Below are 17,882 nucleotides of genomic sequence, written 5' to 3' on the forward strand. Positions count from 1 at the left end.
TCTTTTGGCAATTAACGCACAAGAAATCAGCGCTTTAATTAAGCAACAAATTGAAAATTTCAAACCCAATTTTGATGTGTCTGAAACAGGTGTTGTAACCTATATCGGGGATGGAATTGCGCGTGCTCACGGTCTTGAAAATGCCATGAGTGGAGAGCTGTTGATCTTTGAAAACGGCTCTTATGGGATGGCGCAAAACTTGGAGTCTACAGACGTTGGGATTATCATCCTTGGAGACTTTACAGATATTCGTGAAGGTGATACCATTCGCCGTACAGGTAAAATCATGGAAGTTCCTGTGGGGGATAGCCTGATCGGACGTGTTGTCGACCCACTTGGTCGTCCAGTTGATGGTCTTGGTGACATCCATACTGACAAGACTCGTCCAGTAGAAGCGCCAGCTCCTGGCGTTATGCAACGTAAGTCTGTATCAGAACCATTGCAAACAGGTTTGAAAGCTATTGACGCCCTTGTTCCGATTGGTCGTGGTCAACGTGAGTTGATTATCGGTGACCGTCAGACAGGGAAAACAACTATTGCAATTGATACAATCTTGAACCAAAAAGGTCAAGATATGATTTGTATCTACGTAGCGATTGGACAAAAAGAATCAACAGTCCGTACACAAGTAGAAACACTTCGTCAGTACGGTGCCTTGGACTACACAATCGTTGTGACAGCCTCTGCTTCACAACCATCTCCATTGCTCTTCCTAGCTCCTTATGCCGGAGTTGCTATGGCGGAAGAATTTATGTACCAAGGCAAGCATGTTTTGATTGTTTACGATGATCTTTCAAAACAAGCGGTCGCTTATCGTGAGCTTTCCCTCTTGCTTCGTCGTCCACCAGGTCGTGAAGCCTTCCCAGGGGATGTTTTCTACCTTCACAGTCGTTTGCTTGAGCGCTCAGCTAAAGTTTCTGATGAGCTTGGTGGTGGATCTATTACAGCCCTACCATTTATCGAGACACAAGCAGGAGATATCTCTGCCTATATCGCAACCAACGTGATTTCTATCACTGACGGACAAATCTTCCTTGGTGATGGTCTCTTCAATGCGGGTATTCGTCCAGCCATAGATGCGGGTTCGTCTGTATCCCGTGTAGGGGGTTCGGCACAGATTAAAGCTATGAAGAAAGTAGCTGGTACACTTCGTATCGACCTTGCTTCATACCGTGAGTTGGAAGCCTTCACCAAGTTTGGTTCTGACTTGGATGCAGCAACACAGGCTAAGTTAAACCGTGGACGTCGTACTGTGGAAGTATTGAAACAACCTGTTCACAAACCACTACCTGTTGAGAAACAAGTAACCATTCTCTATGCTTTGACACATGGTTTCTTGGATACGATTCCAGTAGATGACATTGTTCGTTTTGAGGAAGAGTTCCATACTTTCTTTGATGCTCATTATCCAGAGATTTTGGAAACCATTCGTGAAACAAAAGACTTGCCAGAAGAAGCAGTCTTGGATGCTGCGATTACAGAGTTTCTCAATCAATCCAGCTTCCAATAAGAATAGAGGTTTCAGATGGCAGTATCTCTAAATGATATTAAAACAAAAATCGCCTCAACCAAAAATACGAGTCAAATCACTAATGCTATGCAAATGGTATCGGCTGCCAAGTTAGGTCGCTCTGAAGAAGCAGCGCGCAACTTCCAAGTTTACGCTCAGAAAGTTCGTAAGCTTTTAACGGATATTTTGCATGGTAACGGATCTGGTGGTTCAACCAATCCGATGCTCATCAGTCGCCCAGTTAAGAAAACAGGCTATATCGTTATTACTTCAGACCGTGGCTTGGTTGGAGGTTATAATGCTTCCATCCTTAAAGCCGTTATGGAGTTGAAAGAAGAATACCATCCAGATGGTAAAGATTTTGAGATAATCTGTATCGGTGGTATGGGAGCTGATTTCTTTAAGGCTCGTGGTATTCAGCCAATCTATGAACTACGTGGCTTGGCAGATCAACCTAGTTTTGATGAAGTTCGTAAAATTATTTCAAAAACGATTGATATGTACCAAAACGAACTTTTTGATGAATTGTACGTCTGCTACAACCATCATGTCAATACTCTCACAAGTCAAATGCGTGTGGAACAAATGCTTCCGATTGTTGACTTGGATCCAAATGAAGCGGATGAAGAGTATAGCTTGACATTTGAGTTGGAAACGAGCCGTGATGAGATTCTAGAGCAATTGTTGCCACAGTATGCTGAAAGTATGATTTACGGGGCTATTATTGATGCCAAGACAGCTGAAAATGCTGCAGGTATGACAGCCATGCAAACGGCGACCGATAATGCTAAGAAGGTCATCAATGATTTGACAATCCAGTATAACCGTGCTAGACAGGCGGCGATTACACAAGAAATTACAGAAATCGTAGCGGGGGCTAGTGCCTTAGAATAAGGCTTTGCCTCCCTCGTATCAAAATGAACTTAGGACCTAGTTGAGCTAGGAACCGACAGTATCTTATATAGAATAGGAGAAGGAGATGAGTTCAGGTAAAATTGCTCAGGTTATCGGACCCGTTGTAGACGTCTTGTTTGCAGCAGGGGAAACACTTCCTGAGATTAATAATGCACTTGTCGTCTACAAAAATGACGAAAGAAAAACAAAAATCGTCCTTGAAGTAGCCTTGGAGTTGGGTGATGGTATGGTCCGTACGATCGCCATGGAATCAACAGATGGTTTGACTCGTGGAATGGAAGTTTTGGACACAGGACGTCCAATCTCCGTGCCAGTAGGTAAAGAAACTTTGGGACGTGTCTTTAACGTTTTGGGGGATACGATTGACTTGGATGCTCCTTTCGCTGAAGACGCTGAGCGTCAGCCAATTCATAAGAAAGCTCCAACTTTTGATGAATTGTCTACCTCATCTGAAATCTTGGAAACAGGGATTAAGGTTATCGACCTTCTTGCCCCTTACCTTAAAGGTGGGAAAGTTGGACTCTTCGGTGGTGCCGGAGTTGGTAAAACTGTCTTGATCCAAGAGTTGATTCACAACATTGCCCAAGAACATGGTGGTATTTCAGTATTTACCGGTGTTGGAGAACGTACCCGTGAGGGGAACGACCTTTACTGGGAAATGAAAGAATCAGGCGTTATCGAGAAAACAGCCATGGTATTTGGTCAGATGAATGAGCCACCTGGAGCACGTATGCGTGTTGCTCTTACTGGTTTGACAATCGCCGAATACTTCCGTGATGTAGAAGGCCAAGATGTGCTTCTCTTTATCGACAATATCTTCCGTTTCACTCAAGCTGGTTCAGAAGTATCTGCCCTTTTGGGTCGGATGCCTTCAGCCGTTGGTTACCAACCAACACTTGCTACGGAAATGGGTCAATTGCAAGAACGTATCACATCAACTAAGAAGGGTTCTGTAACCTCTATCCAGGCTATCTATGTGCCAGCGGATGACTACACTGACCCTGCGCCAGCAACAGCTTTCGCTCACTTGGATTCAACAACAAACTTGGAACGTAAGTTGGTACAGTTGGGTATCTACCCGGCCGTTGACCCTCTAGCTTCAAGCTCACGCGCCTTGGCACCTGAGATTGTTGGTGAGGAGCACTACGCAGTTGCTGCTGAGGTTAAACGTGTCCTTCAACGTTACCATGAATTGCAAGATATCATTGCTATCCTTGGTATGGATGAACTTTCTGATGAAGAAAAGACCTTGGTTGCACGTGCCCGTCGTATCCAGTTCTTCTTGTCTCAAAACTTTAACGTTGCAGAACAATTTACTGGTCAACCTGGTTCTTATGTACCAGTAGCGGAAACAGTTCGTGGCTTTAAGGAAATCCTTGAAGGAAAACATGACCAGCTACCAGAAGATGCCTTCCGTGGTGTCGGTTCAATCGAAGACGTCATTGCTAAGGCAGAGAAAATGGGATTTTAAGAGGTGATCTATGGCTCATTTAACTGTCCAGATCGTGACACCAGATGGCCTCGTCTATGATCACCATGCCAGCTTTGTATCGGTACGAACTCTGGATGGTGAGATGGGGATCTTGCCACGACATGAAAATATGATTGCGGTTTTAGCGGTTGATGAAGTGAAGGTGAAACGTATCGATGACGATACTCATGTGAACTGGATTGCAGTGAACGGAGGAATTATCGAGATTGCTAATGATATCATTACTATTGTAGCAGACTCAGCAGAGCGTGCTCGTGATATTGATATCAGTCGGGCAGAACGTGCGAAACTTCGCGCTGAACGAGAAATCGAAGAAGCCCATGACAAGCACTTGATTGACCAAGAACGTCGCGCAAAAATCGCATTGCAACGTGCTATCAACCGTATCAATGTCGGAAATAGACTATAAAAAAATGAACTTGAAACTCAAGTTCATTTTTTTTAATGTGGGAAGTTGATGCAGACTGCTTCAGGGACATGGAAGTCGTTAGAAAGCTCTGCAAGACGACCACTTTTAGGATTGCGCTTAAAGACGGTTGCGTTATCAGAATCTTGATGAACAGCAATGAGAAACTCTTGATCAGGAGTTAGGTCGAAATCACGTGGATTTTTACCATGACTTGGTACAATCTCTAATAATTCCAAGCTACCATCATCGAGGATTGTATAGACTGCAATGGAATCATGACCTCGGTTGGATACATAGAGGTATTTTCCATCTTTAGAAAGACGAATGGCAGCAGTAGCATTAAAGCCCTCGTATCCATCTGGTAAGGTTGAAATAACTTGCATGCGTTCAAATTCACCAACTCCATCATAAATCAAGACCTCTATCGTGCTATTAAGTTCGCAGATGAGATAGGCAATCTTATAGTGGTGGTGGAAAACGATGTGGCGTGCACCTGCTCCAGCTTGGCTGTGATAAGTGTAGAGTTTATTTAGTTTTCCTTCTGGACTAACATCATAGGTCGTTACTTCATCTGTTCCTAGATCACAGGTGACAAGGTACTGGTCAGGTGTTAGATCCGTAAAGTGTACATGTGGGGAAGTTTGGTTTTCATGAGGACCTTGTCCACTATGCTGATCTAGATCTGTTTGGATGAGGCTACCATCCGTTTGACGTTTATAAACCAGAACTTGACCCTTATGATAGTTAGCTCCATAAACGAGACCACGCTTTTCATCCACTGACACATAACAATGGGGAGCGCCTTCTTCAACCACATGATTTAGCAAAGCGCCATCTGTCTTGTAAGCAGCGATTCCACCTAAGCCATCCTGGCTCCCTACAGTGTATAAGTGTTGCTGTTGGTCAAAGGCAAGGTAGGTTGGACTTGGTTCAGCAGCAAAGAGCTCAAGATTTGCAAGCTGGCCTGTTTCTGTATCAAAATCTGCCTTGTAAATCCCTTTAGATAAGCGACGAGTGTAAGTTCCAAAATAAACAGTTTCTTTCATGTCCATACCTCTTAATAATGATAAGTTCATTATACCACAAAATGGCAGTCATGAAGCACTAGATTCATTCATGTAAGCACTTTAAAAAAGAGTTATTTTAGTCTAAAAATGGTATAATGAGAGAATGACAGAAAGGATGTATTTATGGAACATAAAGAGAAACATTTTAGCCTATCTTGGTTTTTTAAGTGGTTTTTAGATAATAAAGCCATCACTGTATTTTTAGTAACCTTGTTACTGGGACTAAACATTTTTATTCTAAGTAAGATTAGTTTTATCTTTTTACCAGTTTTGGATTTTCTAGGAGTTGTCATGTTGCCAGTTATTTTATCTGGTTTACTTTATTACCTCCTCAATCCGATTGTGGACTGGATGGAGAAGCACAAGATCAATCGTGTCCTTGCCATTAGTATTGTTTTTGTTGTTATTGGACTCTTTATCATTTGGGGGCTGGCAGTCGCAATTCCTAATCTGCAACGCCAAGTCTTAAATTTTGCGAAGAATGTGCCGACATACCTGGAAGATGCTGATAAGGTGATCAATGACCTTGTAACCAAACGCTTGCCAGATGATTTTAGACCACAGTTGGAGCAGGTTCTTTCCAATGTTTCTAGTGAGGCGACCATGTGGGCCAGCAAAATCTCTTCTCAAGCTGTTAACTGGGTTAGCGCCTTTATCAGTAGCGTTTCCCAAGTCATTGTTGCGGTTATTATCGTACCCTTCATGCTCTTTTATCTTTTGAGAGATGGGAAAGGCTTGCGAGATTACCTGACTAAATTCATCCCAAACAAGTTAAAAGAACCTGTCGGACAAGTTTTGTCAGATGTTAATAAACAGTTGTCAAACTATGTTAGAGGGCAGGTTACAGTTGCTATTATCGTGGCAATTATGTTTATTATCTTCTTTAAAATTATTGGTCTCAGATATGCTGTGACTCTGGGGATCACGGCTGGTATCCTTAATCTAGTACCTTATCTAGGTAGTTTTCTAGCGATGTTGCCTGCTTTGGTTTTGGGCTTGATAGCGGGGCCTGTCATGCTTTTGAAAGTGATTATTGTCTTTATTGTTGAACAAACGATTGAAGGTCGCTTCGTTTCTCCACTTATTTTAGGTAGCCAGCTAAATATCCATCCAATCAATGTCCTATTTGTTCTCCTAACTTCAGGTTCTATGTTTGGTATTTGGGGAGTCTTGCTGGGAATTCCTGTCTATGCTTCTGCCAAGGTCGTTATCTCAGCTATCTTTAACTGGTATAAAAAAGTCAGCGGTCTGTATGAAGAAGAAGGGGAGGAAATCAAGAGTGAACAATAGTCAACGCATGCTCCAGGCTTTGGATGAACAGGATTTAACCAAAGCGGATCAGTATTTTCACGAAGCCCTCGAAACAGATTCAAGTGAAGTTCTTTACGAACTAGCAAGCTATCTAGAGGGAATTGGCTTTTATCCTCAAGCAAAAGAAATTTACCAACATATCGTTACAGAATTTCCAGAAGTGAATCTGAATTTAGCAAGCATTGCTAGTGAGGATGGCAATGTTGAGGAAGCCTTTGCTTACCTTGAGGAAATCACACCCGAAAGTGACTGGTACGTATCGGCCTTGGCCTTGAAGGCAGACCTCTATCAGTTGGAAGGATTGACAGATGTAGCGCGTGAAAAGTTACTGGAAGCCCTAAACTACTCAGACGATGCCTTATTAGTTTTTGGTTTGGCTGAGTTGGATAGCGAGTTAGGGAATTATCAGGAAGCCATTCAGGGCTATGCTCAATTAGACAATCGCTCCATCTATGAGCAAACGGGTGTCTCAACCTATCAACGAATTGGTTACGCTTATGCCCAGTTAGGCAAGTTTGAAGCCGCAACTGAATTCTTAGAGAAAGCTTTGGAACTAGAATACGATGACCAAACTGCCTTTGAACTGGCTAGCCTTTACTTTGACCAAGAAGAGTATCAAAAATCTGTTCTTTACTTTAAGCAGATTGATACCATTTCACCTGATTTTGAAGGATATGAGTATGGCTACAGTCAAGCTTTGCATAAGGAACATCAGGTGGAAGAGGCCCTTCGTATCGTTAAACAAGGTTTGGAGAAAAATCCATTTGAAACTAGGCTCTTGCTAGCTGCTTCTCAGTTTTCGTATGAATTGCATGATCCTAATAGTGCAGAGCAGTTTCTCCTTACTGCTAAAGAAGATGCAGAGGATACAGAAGAAATTTTCCTTCGCCTTGCAACTATTTATATGGAACAAGAACGGTACGAAGATATTATCGCTCTCCAAAGTCAAGAACCTGAAAATCTCCTGACCAAGTGGATGATTGCCCGTTCTTACCAGGAAATCGAGGATTTAGATAAGGCCTATGAGCTCTATCAGGAACTATCGTCTGACCTTAAGGATAATCCTGAGTTTCTGGAGCAGTATACTTATCTTTTGCGTGAATTGGGGTATTTTGAAGAAGCCAAAGTACAAGCTGAAGCTTATTTGAAAATCGTTCCAGATGATGTTCAGATGCAAGAACTCTTAGAAACACTTTAAAAGTTATCTCTCTAAAAAAACGTATCCGTCAATTTGGCAGATACGTTTTTTTGAAAGAAATAGAATTTTTTTACAAAAACCCTTGCTAAATTGTTTATTTATGCTATAATGAGAACAATAATTTTTAGGAGGTGCAGTATGTCTTATATGTTTGAGATATTACCAAGTTTATTGAACGGTGCAAGTATGACTCTTCAAGTCTTTGTTCTGGTCTTGATCTTTTCAATTCCTTTAGGTATTGTCGTTGCCTTTGCTTTACAAGTCCGCTGGGAACCCCTCCATTATCTGATTGACCTTTATATTTGGGTGATGCGAGGGACTCCCTTGCTCTTGCAATTAATCTTTATTTACTATGTTCTCCCTAGCATTGGGATACGTTTAGATCGTTTGCCTGCTGCTGTAATCGCTTTTGTATTGAACTATGCAGCCTACTTTGCTGAAATATTTCGTGGTGGGATTGAAACCATTCCTAAAGGTCAATATGAGGCTGCTAAGGTCTTGAAGTTTAGTCCTTTTGACACAGTGCGATATATCATTCTTCCTCAAGTTACAAAGATTGTCTTACCGAGCGTCTTTAATGAAATCATGAGTTTGGTCAAGGATACTTCTTTGGTCTATGCCCTTGGGATTTCAGATTTGATTTTGGCTAGTCGGACAGCAGCCAATCGAGATGCCAGTCTTGTTCCTATGTTTTTAGCTGGAGCGATTTATTTGATTATGATTGGTCTTGTAACCATTGTAGCGAAAAAACTTGAGAAGAAGTATAGTTATTACAGATAGGAGGATTGCTATGTTAGAATTACGAAACATCAACAAGGCCTTTGCTGGCAAACAAATCTTAACCAACCTTAGCCTATCTATTCCTGAAAAGCAAATCCTTGCAATCGTAGGTCCATCAGGAGGCGGAAAGACCACCTTGTTACGTATGCTAGCTGGACTGGAAACCATCGATTCAGGGGAAATTTACTATAACGGTGAATCGCTAGCTATAGACGAACTAGAAAAGCGCAATCTTCTGGGATTTGTTTTCCAAGATTTTCAACTCTTTCCGCATTTGTCAGTTCTAGATAACTTAACCTTGTCGCCCATAAAAACGATGAGTATGGAGAAGGAAGTTGCTGAGAAGAAGGCGCGTGGCTTGTTAGAACAACTTGGGTTAGCTGGGCACGCAGATGCCTTTCCATTCTCACTTTCAGGTGGGCAAAAACAACGGGTGGCCTTAGCGCGCGCTATGATGATAAACCCAGAAATTATTGGATATGATGAGCCTACATCAGCCTTAGACCCAGAATTGCGATTAGAAGTAGAAAAACTTATCCTTCAAAATAAAGAGCGTGGGATGACCCAGATTGTTGTGACCCACGATCTTCAGTTTGCGGAAAACATTGCTGATCAGATTCTTAAGGTTGATCCAAAGTAGGAGTAGGAGGTGCCTATGAAGAGAAAGAAAATTGCCCTTGTACTTGCTCTGTTCTTTAGCTTCTTCCTGACGGCTTGTACTCAGAAGGCAAGTGATCCAAATCAGGATAATTGGGCCAAATATCAAAAACAGGGAAGCATTACCATTGGCTTTGACAATACCTTTGTTCCCATGGGATTTGAGGAAAAGAATGGCCAGTATGCGGGCTTTGATATCGACCTAGCCCAAGCTGTCTCTGAAAAGCTAGGAATTCAGATTAAATTTCAACCCATCGACTGGGATATGAAAGAAACCGAGCTACAAAATGGTACCATTGATGCCATCTGGAATGGCTATACAGCAACAGATGAACGGAAAGAGAAGGTTGCTTTTACCATTCCTTACATGGAAAATCAACAAGTTTTGGTCTCTAAAAAGTCTCAAAATATCCACTCAATTCAGGATATGACTGACAAAGTTTTAGGGGCCCAGGCAGGATCTTCTGGCTATTTGAATTTTGAAGGACAACCCGAACTACTCAAGAATCGAGTGAAAGATCAGAAGGCCAATCAATACCAAAGTTTCAATGAAGCCTTGATTGATTTGAAAAATGACCGGATTGATGCCTTGTTGATTGACCGGGTATATGCCAATTATTATCTCCAGTCTGAAGGAATATTAAATGACTACAATGTCTTTTCAGCTGGATTTGAAAGTGAAGCTTTTGCAGTGGGTGTTAGACCTGCCGATAAAACTTTGCTATCTGTATTGAATCAAGCCTTTATTTCACTATACCAAGAAGGAAAATTTCAGGAAATCAGCCAGAAATGGTTTGGGGAAGATGTAGCCACCAGTCAAGTTAAAAATCAAGAATAAGAAAAGAGATTGAGTTTTTCCTCAGTCTCTTTTTGTATCGAAAAATCCTCTGGCAAGTACCAGAGGATAAGAGTTTATTTCATTGTTGGGAAGAGCAATACATCACGGATAGTAGTTGTATCAGTGAGGAGCATGCAGAGACGGTCGATACCGATACCCAAACCACCTGTTGGTGGCATACCGTATTCAAGAGCTTCAATGTAGTCGTAATCGATACCTGTTGCTTCATCGTCACCAAGTTCTTTAGCTTTGGCTTGGGCTTCAAAGCGACTAAGTTGGTCGATTGGGTCGTTTAACTCAGTAAAGGCATTACCGTATTCCTTAGTCATGATAAAGAGCTCGAAACGGTCAGTAAAGCGTTCGTCTTCAGGATTTTTCTTAGCGAGTGGAGACACAGCTACTGGATGTCCGTAGACAAAAGTTGGTTGGATTAAGGTTTCTTCAACAAATTCTTCAAAGAAGGCATTGATGATGTGACCAACTTCAGTGTAGTGTTTCTCAACTGGAACTTTCTTCTCAGCAGCGATAGCTTTAGCTTCCTCGAAAGTCATGTCTTGCCAGAAATCTACACCAGTAATTTCTTTGATAGCATCCACCATGTGAACACGTTTAAATGGTTCGTTGATCTTAATTTCAGTGCCCTGGTAGTTAACTGGACCATCACCCTTAACTGCCTTAGCAGCGTGTTGGATAATACCTTCAGTTAAGTCCATGATATCTTGGAAGTCTGCATAAGCTTGGTAAACTTCGATAGAAGTGAATTCAGGGTTATGAGTAGCATCCATTCCTTCGTTACGGAAGATACGGCCAATTTCATAAACACGTTCCATACCCCCAACGATAAGGCGTTTCAAGTGAAGCTCAGTCGCGATGCGAAGCACCATGTCAATGTTTTGGGCATTGTGGTGAGTGATAAATGGACGGGCAGCAGCACCACCGGCTTCATTATGAAGAACAGGTGTTTCCACTTCAAGGAAACCTTTTTGGTCTAGATAACGACGGATTTCAGAGATGATTTTTGAACGAGTGACAAAGCGTTCAAAGCTTTCACGGTTAGAAATCAAGTCAAGGTAACGTTTACGATAAATTGTTTCAACGTCAGTCAAACCGTGGAATTTCTCAGGAAGCGGGCGAAGTGCTTTAGACAAGTGTGTGATGTGAGTTGCCTTGATAGAAAGTTCTCCCATATCTGTACGCATGACTTCACCTTCGACACCAAGGAAGTCACCAAGGTCAGCCTTTTTGAAGATTTCGTAGTTTTCTTCACCAACTTCATCTTTACGAACGTAGATCTGGATTTGACCTTCGCGGTCTTGAAGATGGGCAAAGCCGACTTTCCCTTTACCACGTTTGGTTACTAAGCGTCCAGCGATAGTAGCAGTTTCGTTTAATTCATGTAATTGTTCTTTATCAAGTTCTGCAAATTTGTCTTTAAGCTCTTGAGAGTTAGCAGTACGTTCAAAACGTTTTCCGAAGGGATCGATTCCTTGTTCACGGAGCGCAGCCATTTTTTCACGGCGAACGATCTGCTGGTCATTTAGTTCTTCCATATGTTCTGTAGACATGGGTTCCTCCTAATTTTACTCAAAATTTGATACGATGAGTCATTTTTTGCGATACTCCCATTTTATCATAAATAGCAGAGAAATTCACGGATATTCTTTGAAAACTAAAAAGAACTTGACTATTAAGATCAAGTTCCATTATTTTTCTTGATAGGAAGTGTCATTCCATCTTTCCAGAGTGAAGGTTTCAAAATCATCGGTCTCTAAAACTGTCAGACTAGCATTGGCCAAGCCTCCATCTTTGCGGAGGTGAGCTTCTTTATAGCCTAAAAGTGTACGAAGGCTAGCAGTGAGATTTGCCCCATGCCCGACAATCAGAATTCTTTCAGCCGGACTTTCTTTCAGAGATTTGATAAACTGAATGGTTCGCTGAGTCGTAGAGTAGAGAGATTCGGCTTCAAACATCCTCGTATCAAACTGAGCCAGATTAGAGCGAAAGGCCTTGATTTGTTGTGGGTAGATGGCATTGAGCGTAGCGATTTTTAATCCCTCTAGTTTGCCAAGTTGCCATTCACGTAGGTCAGGAATGCTCTTTAAAGGACAAGGGGACTGGAGTTGACTTTGGATAATTTCAGCAGACTTAACTGCTCTGGGTAAATCACTAGAATAAATCGTATCAAAATGAATTTCCTTGAGATGTTGACCCAGTTGTTTTAGGATGTCAATGGACTCTGGAAGAAGGGGAGAGTCACCGCTAGCACCTTGAAAACGTCCTTCAAGATTCCAGAGGGTGCGACCATGGCGGACAAAATAGAGTTTCATCAGTTGTCTTCCTCCAAGATGTCAGCAAAGTCCGCTTTTACAAAGCTGGCTAAGTCTTGAGGTCGGATGATGATACTATGCCCGACTTCTCCAGCAGAGACAATCATTTTGTCTAAATCCAAAGCAGTCTGATCAATAAAAATAGGATAATTGTGTTTTTGGCGAATGCCGACGGGGTTATTAGCCCCATGAATATAGCCTGTCGTTTTTTCTAGGTCTTTTTGTGGAATCATGCTGACTTTTTTATTACCAGAAACCTTTGCTAGTTTTTTCTCAGCGAGGTGTTCTGTTATGGGAACGATTCCGATGATTGGCCCCGTCTTATCACCCAGCAGAGCCAAGGTTTTAAAGATATGTGTTCGATCATATTCCGAAGGAAGTTCTCCCTCAAGCGCATTGATTTGAATACCAGTATGATCAATACCCGCCTTGGTCAAGATTTGTTCGACCAAGGTTTTTTTAATCTTAACTTTCTTTGCCATTATTTATATTTATCCTCCAATTGACTCATCCAGATACCAAGCCAAATGCCAAGTGCAAAGAAGAAGGCGATGAGAACATAACTCACGATAGAAAGTCCAGTGTATTGGATACTTTCAGCACTTCCAGCATTTGGAATCAAAATCAAGAGGGTGCTTGATAGCACAATTCCAATAATAAAGTGATAAACACGGGAGTGGTAGTTGTTCAAGGCATGGTTCATTAATTTTGAAAAAATGATGAGGGTTGCACCTGCACCAATTCCGATAGGAAGGAAAGTACCGAATAAATCAAAGGTCTTAAAACCAGTTAGCATTGGAGCGTACAGCCCTAAAATCAAGAGTAGATTTGACGGACTTAAACCAGGCACCAAGACACCTAGAGCTAAAAGAGCACCCGCTAAGATGAAACTAGCGAAACTAGCACTGAGAGAACCAACAACAAAGTTTAGCGCGTAGAGCCCTAGGCCTGAAAGGATAAAGGTGGTCCAGAACCAGACTAGGTCGATCTTGTCACGATCAGATTCTCGAGTAGATTCTTTAAGGAGGCTAGGAACTGTACCGATGATGGCTCCCGCAAAGCTCCACAAAATATAGACTTGATAATTTTCTAGCAGATACTCGATTGGATAAGAAAACAAACCAATGCCTAGCAACATCCCGATTGCTACTGGGATAAAGTATAGGACATTCTCTTTAAAATCCTTAAAGGGATGAGCCAGAAAGCTAATCATTCGCTCGTAAATTCCCAAAATAGCTGCCAGAACACCACCAGAAATTCCTGGTAAGATAAATCCTAAGGCGATGACTATTCCCTTAATAACTCTTGCAATCCATGAAAACATCATAAAATCCTCAATTTCATAAAATTCTTTCTCTATTCTATCAATTATAACACAGACGAGAAGAAAATGAAAAAACAAGTGAAAAAGAGAGCAATTTTCACTTGTTTTATGGTCTTAAAAATAGTTTTCTGAAGGTTTCTTCTTTTTCCTTCAAGGTAGAAATGAGATTAATATCTAAATGGTGTTCAAATCCAGCTATTCTTCCTTTTGAAGTATACTGATGGAGGTCATAGTCTAAACTGGTATTGGGTGTTGTTTCAAAGTAACCAGAGTCTGTCCCGTAGGAAGGAATCCAAATAGCAGTAAACTTATCTGTATTGATACTGTGTTCTTGCATGAAGTAAACTCCAATATAGATGCCGATGTTTTTAGCACCTAAAGATTCCAGTTTAGCACGAAAGGCTTCAACCCCTTCATTCATATCAGACATTGTTTTTTCTTCCACGTCCAACCAATAGTAACTAGGGTTGTAAGGAGAAGCAGCATTATAGAAAACTTCAGCGGCTTTTTCCATTTCCTCCTTGCTGGGGCTAGCTAGATAGGCATAGACTCCAACTGGGACATTACGCTTTTGAAATTCTGTAATATGACTTTTATAGGCTTTATCAATACCATTGGCATAAGCGGCATCATTTTTTTCAGTATGTTGAGCCCCATTGTGGACGCGAACAATAACACCTGAAATATTTTGAGACAAGGTATCGTAGTTGATTTCCTCAGGTCTTTGCCAACCAGAGACATCAATAATAGGTTTGTCAAGATTATGCAAGGCCTGATTTTCAACCTGGACTGCATTGGGTTTTGACTTGATAGGATGGTCTTCATAAGTTGGTCTATTGAGGATCAAAATAGCTATAAATATAGTAAATAAAGTAAAAATAATAGCTGGATGAATCTTTTTTCTCATATTTAAATAGTTTAACGTAAATAGGTAAAAAAATCAAAGAAAACATCGGAAAAAGTGAATATATGGGCGTCTTTTCCCTATTTCTTTGTTTGTTTACTCCTAAGAAACTAAATTATGGTATAATATAAGGGAATTTCTAGAGAAAAGAGAAGATTATGTCAAATTATGCCATTATTCTAGCAGCGGGTAAAGGTACTCGCATGAAATCAGATCTTCCAAAGGTACTTCATAAAGTAGCTGGAATTTCGATGTTGGAACATGTTTTTCGTAGTGTTGGTGCTATTCAACCTGAAAAAACAGTTACTGTAGTTGGTCACAAGGCAGAGCTAGTTGAGCAAGTATTAGCCGGTCAGACAGACTTTGTTACCCAATCAGAACAACTAGGAACTGGGCATGCTGTCATGATGGCAGAGCCTATTCTCCAAAATCGTACAGGCCACACCTTGGTTATCGCTGGAGATACTCCTCTGATTACAGGTGAAAGCTTGAAAAACCTCTTGGATTTCCATATCAATCACAAAAATGTGGCGACGATTTTAACAGCTGAAGCGGCAAATCCTTTTGGATACGGTCGTATCGTCCGTAACGATAATGCTGAAGTTCTTCGTATTGTTGAGCAGAAAGATGCCACAGACTTTGAAAAGCAAATTAAGGAAATCAATACAGGAACTTATGTATTTGACAATGAGCGTCTTTTTGAGGCTCTTAAAAACATCAACACCAACAATGCCCAAGGTGAGTACTATATTACTGACGTGATTGGTATTTTCCGTAATGCTGGTGAAAAGGTTGGGGCCTATACTCTCAAGGATTTTGATGAAAGTCTTGGGGTAAATGATCGTGTAGCTCTTGCGACTGCGGAAGCAGTGATGCGTCGCCGTATCAATCAAAAGCACATGGTTAATGGTGTTAGTTTTGTCAATCCAGAAGCAACATACATCGATATTGATGTTGAGATTGCTCCTGAAGTCCAAATCGAATCTAATGTTACCTTGAAAGGTCAAACGAAGATTGGTGCGGAGACTATTTTAACAAATGGAACTTATATCGTAGATAGCACCGTTGGATCTGGAGCCGTGATTACCAACTCTATGATTGAGGAAAGTAGTGTTGCGGACGGTGTAACAGTTGGTCCTTATGCCCATATTCGTCCAGGTTCAAGTCTGGCTGCTCAAGTTCACATTGGAAATTTTGTTGAAGTAAAAGGCTCTTCAATCGGTGAAAATACCAAGGCGGGTCATTTGACTTATATTGGAAATTGTGAAGTGGGTAGCAACGTTAATTTTGGTGCAGGAACTATTACAGTTAACTACGATGGCAAAAATAAATACAAAACTGTCATTGGCAATAATGTCTTTGTTGGCTCAAACTCAACTATTATTGCTCCTGTAGAACTTGGGGATAATTCTCTGGTTGGAGCGGGTTCAACTATTACCAAGAATGTTCCTGCTGATGCCATTGCTATCGGCCGTGGGCGACAAGTTAACAAAGATGAGTACGCAACACGCTTACCTCATCATCCTAAGAACCAGTAGGAGTTTGTCATGGAATTTGAAGAAAAAACGATTAGTCGGAAGGAAATCTATCAAGGTCCTATTTTCAAACTAGTACAAGACCAGGTGGAACTACCAGAAGGAAAGGGGACTGCCCAACGTGACTTGATTTTTCACAATGGAGCTGTTTGTGTACTAGCTGTGACAGCCGAAGACAAAATCGTTCTCGTTAAGCAATATCGGAAAGCCATCGAGGCTGTTTCTTATGAGATTCCCGCAGGAAAACTGGAAACTGGTGAAAATGCAGATCCAATGGCAGCTGCTCTTCGGGAATTGGAAGAAGAGGTTGCCTACACAGCTAAGTTAGAACTCTTATACGATTTCTATTCTGCAATTGGTTTTTGCAACGAAAAATTGAAACTCTACCTTGCAAGTGATTTGACTAAGGTAGATAATCCTCGCCCACAAGATGATGATGAAACCTTGGAAGTTTTAGAAGTAAGCCTAGAGGAAGCCAAGGACCTGATCCAGTCAGGTCATATCTGTGATGCCAAGACCATTATGGCGATTCAGTACTGGGAACTACAAAAGAAATAGAGGAGCAACCCATGGGAAAACCTTTATTAACAGACGAAATGATTGAACGTGCCAACCGTGGTGAGAAAATATCAGGACCACCTCTTAAAGATGATGAGGAAACAAAGATCCTACCAACGTCTTCACAACATTTTGGTTATTCACGTTCTAGAGACCACGGTTTTAGTCAAGATACCTTAACAATCGAAGTAGAGCCAACGATTCATAAGAGTCGCCGCATTGAGAATACCAAGAGAAATGTTTTTAATTCGAAACTCAATCGCATCTTGTTTGCAGTCATCCTACTTTTGATTTTGTTAATTTTAGCGATGAAACTCTTGTAATTGAAAGGACTTGAAATGAAAATTGGAATCATTGCTGCTATGCCAGAAGAACTCGTATATTTGACTCAGAATTTGGATAAACCTCAAGAAATCCAAGTCTTAGGAAATACATACTACACAGGCTCTGTTGGCAATACAGAAGTCGTTCTAGTTCAGAGTGGGATTGGAAAGGTCATGTCGGCTATGAGTGTAGCTATTCTAGCTGACCATTTCCAAGTAGAAGCCATCATCAATACAGGATCTGCTGGTGCTCTTGCTGAAGGGATTGCTGTTGGAGATGTAGTGATTGCGGATAAGTTGGCTTATCATGATGTGGATGTGACTGCTTTTGGCTATGCTTATGGCCAAATGGCTGGTCAACCTCTTTACTTTGAATCAGATAAGAACTTTATCGCTAGGATTAAAGAAAACTTATCTCAGTTAGAACAGACTTGGCACCTAGGCTTGATTGCTACAGGGGACAGTTTTATAGCTGGAGATGATAAGATTGCTAGTATCAAATCCCACTTTCCAGATGTTCTAGCTGTTGAGATGGAGGGTGCAGCCATTGCACAAGCGGCTCAGGCTCTTAATTTACCGTTCCTAGTCATTCGTGCTATGAGTGACAATGCCAATCACGAAGCCTCTATCTCTTTTGATGAGTTTATTATCGAAGCTGGACGTCGTTCTGCCCAAGTCTTACTAGCCTTTTTAAAGGCCTTGGATTAAGCGAAAATTTGACAGTTTATCTAGCT

19 protein-coding genes are annotated in these 17,882 nt (G+C 41.3%); 13 read left to right on the forward strand and 6 right to left on the reverse strand.

Annotation, left to right across the window (positions count from 1 at the left end; genetic code table 11):
• Positions 1-4 precede the first annotated feature (4 nt).
• The 4 genes from atpA (at position 5) to FD735_RS04310 (ending at position 4,326) form a co-directional block, all read left to right on the forward strand.
• Positions 5-1,510, forward strand: a complete 1,506-nt coding sequence (gene atpA, locus FD735_RS04295; RefSeq protein ID WP_000996617.1) for a F0F1 ATP synthase subunit alpha — start codon at positions 5-7, stop codon at positions 1,508-1,510.
• A 15-nt stretch (positions 1,511-1,525) separates the two neighbouring features.
• Positions 1,526-2,404 carry a F0F1 ATP synthase subunit gamma gene (locus FD735_RS04300; RefSeq protein ID WP_061587114.1) on the forward strand — a complete coding sequence of 293 codons (879 nt, stop codon included), beginning with the start codon at positions 1,526-1,528 and terminating at the stop codon, positions 2,402-2,404.
• Between the two features lie 85 nt (positions 2,405-2,489).
• Positions 2,490-3,896: a F0F1 ATP synthase subunit beta gene (gene atpD / locus FD735_RS04305; protein WP_000094372.1), complete on the forward strand. Its 1,407-nt coding sequence runs from the start codon at positions 2,490-2,492 to the stop codon at positions 3,894-3,896.
• A 10-nt stretch (positions 3,897-3,906) separates the two neighbouring features.
• On the forward strand, positions 3,907-4,326 hold the full coding sequence (locus FD735_RS04310) for a F0F1 ATP synthase subunit epsilon (protein WP_000940836.1): 420 nt from the start codon (positions 3,907-3,909) through the stop codon (positions 4,324-4,326).
• A gap of 32 nt (positions 4,327-4,358) precedes the next feature.
• Here FD735_RS04310 and FD735_RS04315 read toward each other — a convergent pair whose 3' ends face one another.
• Positions 4,359-5,372 (reverse strand): lactonase family protein, encoded by a 1,014-nt coding sequence (locus FD735_RS04315; RefSeq protein ID WP_139658568.1) that lies wholly within the window; start codon positions 5,370-5,372, stop codon positions 4,359-4,361.
• Positions 5,373-5,516: 144 nt separating this feature from the next.
• On the opposite strand from FD735_RS04315, the gene FD735_RS04320 reads away from it, so the two are divergent.
• From FD735_RS04320 to FD735_RS04340, 5 genes are all read left to right on the forward strand, one after another.
• Positions 5,517-6,683 (forward strand): AI-2E family transporter, encoded by a 1,167-nt coding sequence (locus FD735_RS04320; RefSeq protein WP_000400296.1) that lies wholly within the window; start codon positions 5,517-5,519, stop codon positions 6,681-6,683.
• A complete protein-coding gene (locus tag FD735_RS04325; RefSeq protein WP_176553058.1) occupies positions 6,673-7,902 on the forward strand; it encodes a tetratricopeptide repeat protein in 1,230 nt (409 codons plus the stop codon). Before FD735_RS04320 ends, FD735_RS04325 begins: the two co-directional genes overlap by 11 nt.
• A 138-nt stretch (positions 7,903-8,040) precedes the next feature.
• The gene (locus FD735_RS04330) at positions 8,041-8,682 is read left to right on the forward strand and encodes an amino acid ABC transporter permease (RefSeq protein ID WP_139658569.1); all 642 of its coding nucleotides are present in this window, start codon (positions 8,041-8,043) and stop codon (positions 8,680-8,682) included.
• Between the two features lie 10 nt (positions 8,683-8,692).
• Positions 8,693-9,322, forward strand: a complete 630-nt coding sequence (locus tag FD735_RS04335) for an amino acid ABC transporter ATP-binding protein (protein WP_139658570.1) — start codon at positions 8,693-8,695, stop codon at positions 9,320-9,322.
• Positions 9,323-9,337: 15 nt separating this feature from the next.
• Entirely contained in the window at positions 9,338-10,177 is an 840-nt protein-coding gene (locus tag FD735_RS04340; protein ID WP_139658571.1) for an amino acid ABC transporter substrate-binding protein, read from the forward strand.
• Between the two features lie 74 nt (positions 10,178-10,251).
• On the opposite strand, the gene lysS is transcribed toward FD735_RS04340, so the two are convergent.
• The 5 genes from lysS to FD735_RS04365 form a co-directional block, all read right to left on the reverse strand.
• The gene (gene lysS, locus FD735_RS04345) at positions 10,252-11,742 is read right to left on the reverse strand and encodes a lysine--tRNA ligase (RefSeq protein WP_000102438.1); all 1,491 of its coding nucleotides are present in this window, start codon (positions 11,740-11,742) and stop codon (positions 10,252-10,254) included.
• 138 nt (positions 11,743-11,880) lie between these two features.
• Positions 11,881-12,504 carry a histidine phosphatase family protein gene (locus tag FD735_RS04350; protein ID WP_061427238.1) on the reverse strand — a complete coding sequence of 208 codons (624 nt, stop codon included), beginning with the start codon at positions 12,502-12,504 and terminating at the stop codon, positions 11,881-11,883.
• Complete coding sequence (locus FD735_RS04355; protein ID WP_061427240.1) at positions 12,504-12,986, reverse strand: aminoacyl-tRNA deacylase; 483 nt, start codon at positions 12,984-12,986, stop codon at positions 12,504-12,506. The genes FD735_RS04350 and FD735_RS04355 overlap by 1 nt, the downstream gene beginning before the upstream one ends.
• The gene (locus tag FD735_RS04360; protein WP_139659099.1) at positions 12,986-13,828 is read right to left on the reverse strand and encodes a DUF368 domain-containing protein; all 843 of its coding nucleotides are present in this window, start codon (positions 13,826-13,828) and stop codon (positions 12,986-12,988) included. Before FD735_RS04360 ends, FD735_RS04355 begins: the two co-directional genes overlap by 1 nt.
• A gap of 106 nt (positions 13,829-13,934) precedes the next feature.
• Positions 13,935-14,735: a glycoside hydrolase family 25 protein gene (locus FD735_RS04365; RefSeq protein ID WP_125391023.1), complete on the reverse strand. Its 801-nt coding sequence runs from the start codon at positions 14,733-14,735 to the stop codon at positions 13,935-13,937.
• A 155-nt stretch (positions 14,736-14,890) separates the two neighbouring features.
• Here FD735_RS04365 and glmU point away from each other — a divergent pair, with 155 nt between their 5' ends.
• The 4 genes from glmU to FD735_RS04385 are packed head-to-tail and all read left to right on the forward strand — an operon-like array spanning position 14,891 to position 17,856.
• Positions 14,891-16,270: a bifunctional UDP-N-acetylglucosamine diphosphorylase/glucosamine-1-phosphate N-acetyltransferase GlmU gene (gene glmU, locus FD735_RS04370; protein WP_042768422.1), complete on the forward strand. Its 1,380-nt coding sequence runs from the start codon at positions 14,891-14,893 to the stop codon at positions 16,268-16,270.
• A 9-nt stretch (positions 16,271-16,279) separates the two neighbouring features.
• The gene (locus FD735_RS04375; RefSeq protein WP_139658572.1) at positions 16,280-16,825 is read left to right on the forward strand and encodes an NUDIX hydrolase; all 546 of its coding nucleotides are present in this window, start codon (positions 16,280-16,282) and stop codon (positions 16,823-16,825) included.
• Between the two features lie 11 nt (positions 16,826-16,836).
• The gene (gene macP / locus FD735_RS04380) at positions 16,837-17,148 is read left to right on the forward strand and encodes a cell wall synthase accessory phosphoprotein MacP (RefSeq protein ID WP_000517860.1); all 312 of its coding nucleotides are present in this window, start codon (positions 16,837-16,839) and stop codon (positions 17,146-17,148) included.
• 15 nt (positions 17,149-17,163) lie between these two features.
• Complete coding sequence (locus FD735_RS04385; RefSeq protein WP_139658573.1) at positions 17,164-17,856, forward strand: 5'-methylthioadenosine/adenosylhomocysteine nucleosidase; 693 nt, start codon at positions 17,164-17,166, stop codon at positions 17,854-17,856.
• The last annotated feature ends 26 nt before the right edge of the window (positions 17,857-17,882 follow it).

This window comes from Streptococcus sp. 1643 (assembly GCF_006228325.1).
GTDB lineage: Bacteria > Bacillota > Bacilli > Lactobacillales > Streptococcaceae > Streptococcus.

Coding starts and splice junctions, on each gene's coding strand:
- FD735_RS04355 (WP_061427240.1), bottom strand. CDS start 12,986: ATGGCAAAGAAAGTTAAGATTAAAAAAACCTTGGTCGAACAAATCTTG.
- FD735_RS04330 (WP_139658569.1), top strand. CDS start 8,041: ATGTCTTATATGTTTGAGATATTACCAAGTTTATTGAACGGTGCAAGT.
- FD735_RS04310 (WP_000940836.1), top strand. CDS start 3,907: ATGGCTCATTTAACTGTCCAGATCGTGACACCAGATGGCCTCGTCTAT.
- FD735_RS04320 (WP_000400296.1), top strand. CDS start 5,517: ATGGAACATAAAGAGAAACATTTTAGCCTATCTTGGTTTTTTAAGTGG.
- FD735_RS04360 (WP_139659099.1), bottom strand. CDS start 13,828: ATGTTTTCATGGATTGCAAGAGTTATTAAGGGAATAGTCATCGCCTTA.
- FD735_RS04340 (WP_139658571.1), top strand. CDS start 9,338: ATGAAGAGAAAGAAAATTGCCCTTGTACTTGCTCTGTTCTTTAGCTTC.
- FD735_RS04375 (WP_139658572.1), top strand. CDS start 16,280: ATGGAATTTGAAGAAAAAACGATTAGTCGGAAGGAAATCTATCAAGGT.
- FD735_RS04350 (WP_061427238.1), bottom strand. CDS start 12,504: ATGAAACTCTATTTTGTCCGCCATGGTCGCACCCTCTGGAATCTTGAA.
- FD735_RS04300 (WP_061587114.1), top strand. CDS start 1,526: ATGGCAGTATCTCTAAATGATATTAAAACAAAAATCGCCTCAACCAAA.
- lysS (WP_000102438.1), bottom strand. CDS start 11,742: ATGTCTACAGAACATATGGAAGAACTAAATGACCAGCAGATCGTTCGC.
- macP (WP_000517860.1), top strand. CDS start 16,837: ATGGGAAAACCTTTATTAACAGACGAAATGATTGAACGTGCCAACCGT.
- FD735_RS04315 (WP_139658568.1), bottom strand. CDS start 5,372: ATGAAAGAAACTGTTTATTTTGGAACTTACACTCGTCGCTTATCTAAA.
- glmU (WP_042768422.1), top strand. CDS start 14,891: ATGTCAAATTATGCCATTATTCTAGCAGCGGGTAAAGGTACTCGCATG.
- FD735_RS04335 (WP_139658570.1), top strand. CDS start 8,693: ATGTTAGAATTACGAAACATCAACAAGGCCTTTGCTGGCAAACAAATC.
- FD735_RS04365 (WP_125391023.1), bottom strand. CDS start 14,735: ATGAGAAAAAAGATTCATCCAGCTATTATTTTTACTTTATTTACTATA.
- atpD (WP_000094372.1), top strand. CDS start 2,490: ATGAGTTCAGGTAAAATTGCTCAGGTTATCGGACCCGTTGTAGACGTC.
- FD735_RS04385 (WP_139658573.1), top strand. CDS start 17,164: ATGAAAATTGGAATCATTGCTGCTATGCCAGAAGAACTCGTATATTTG.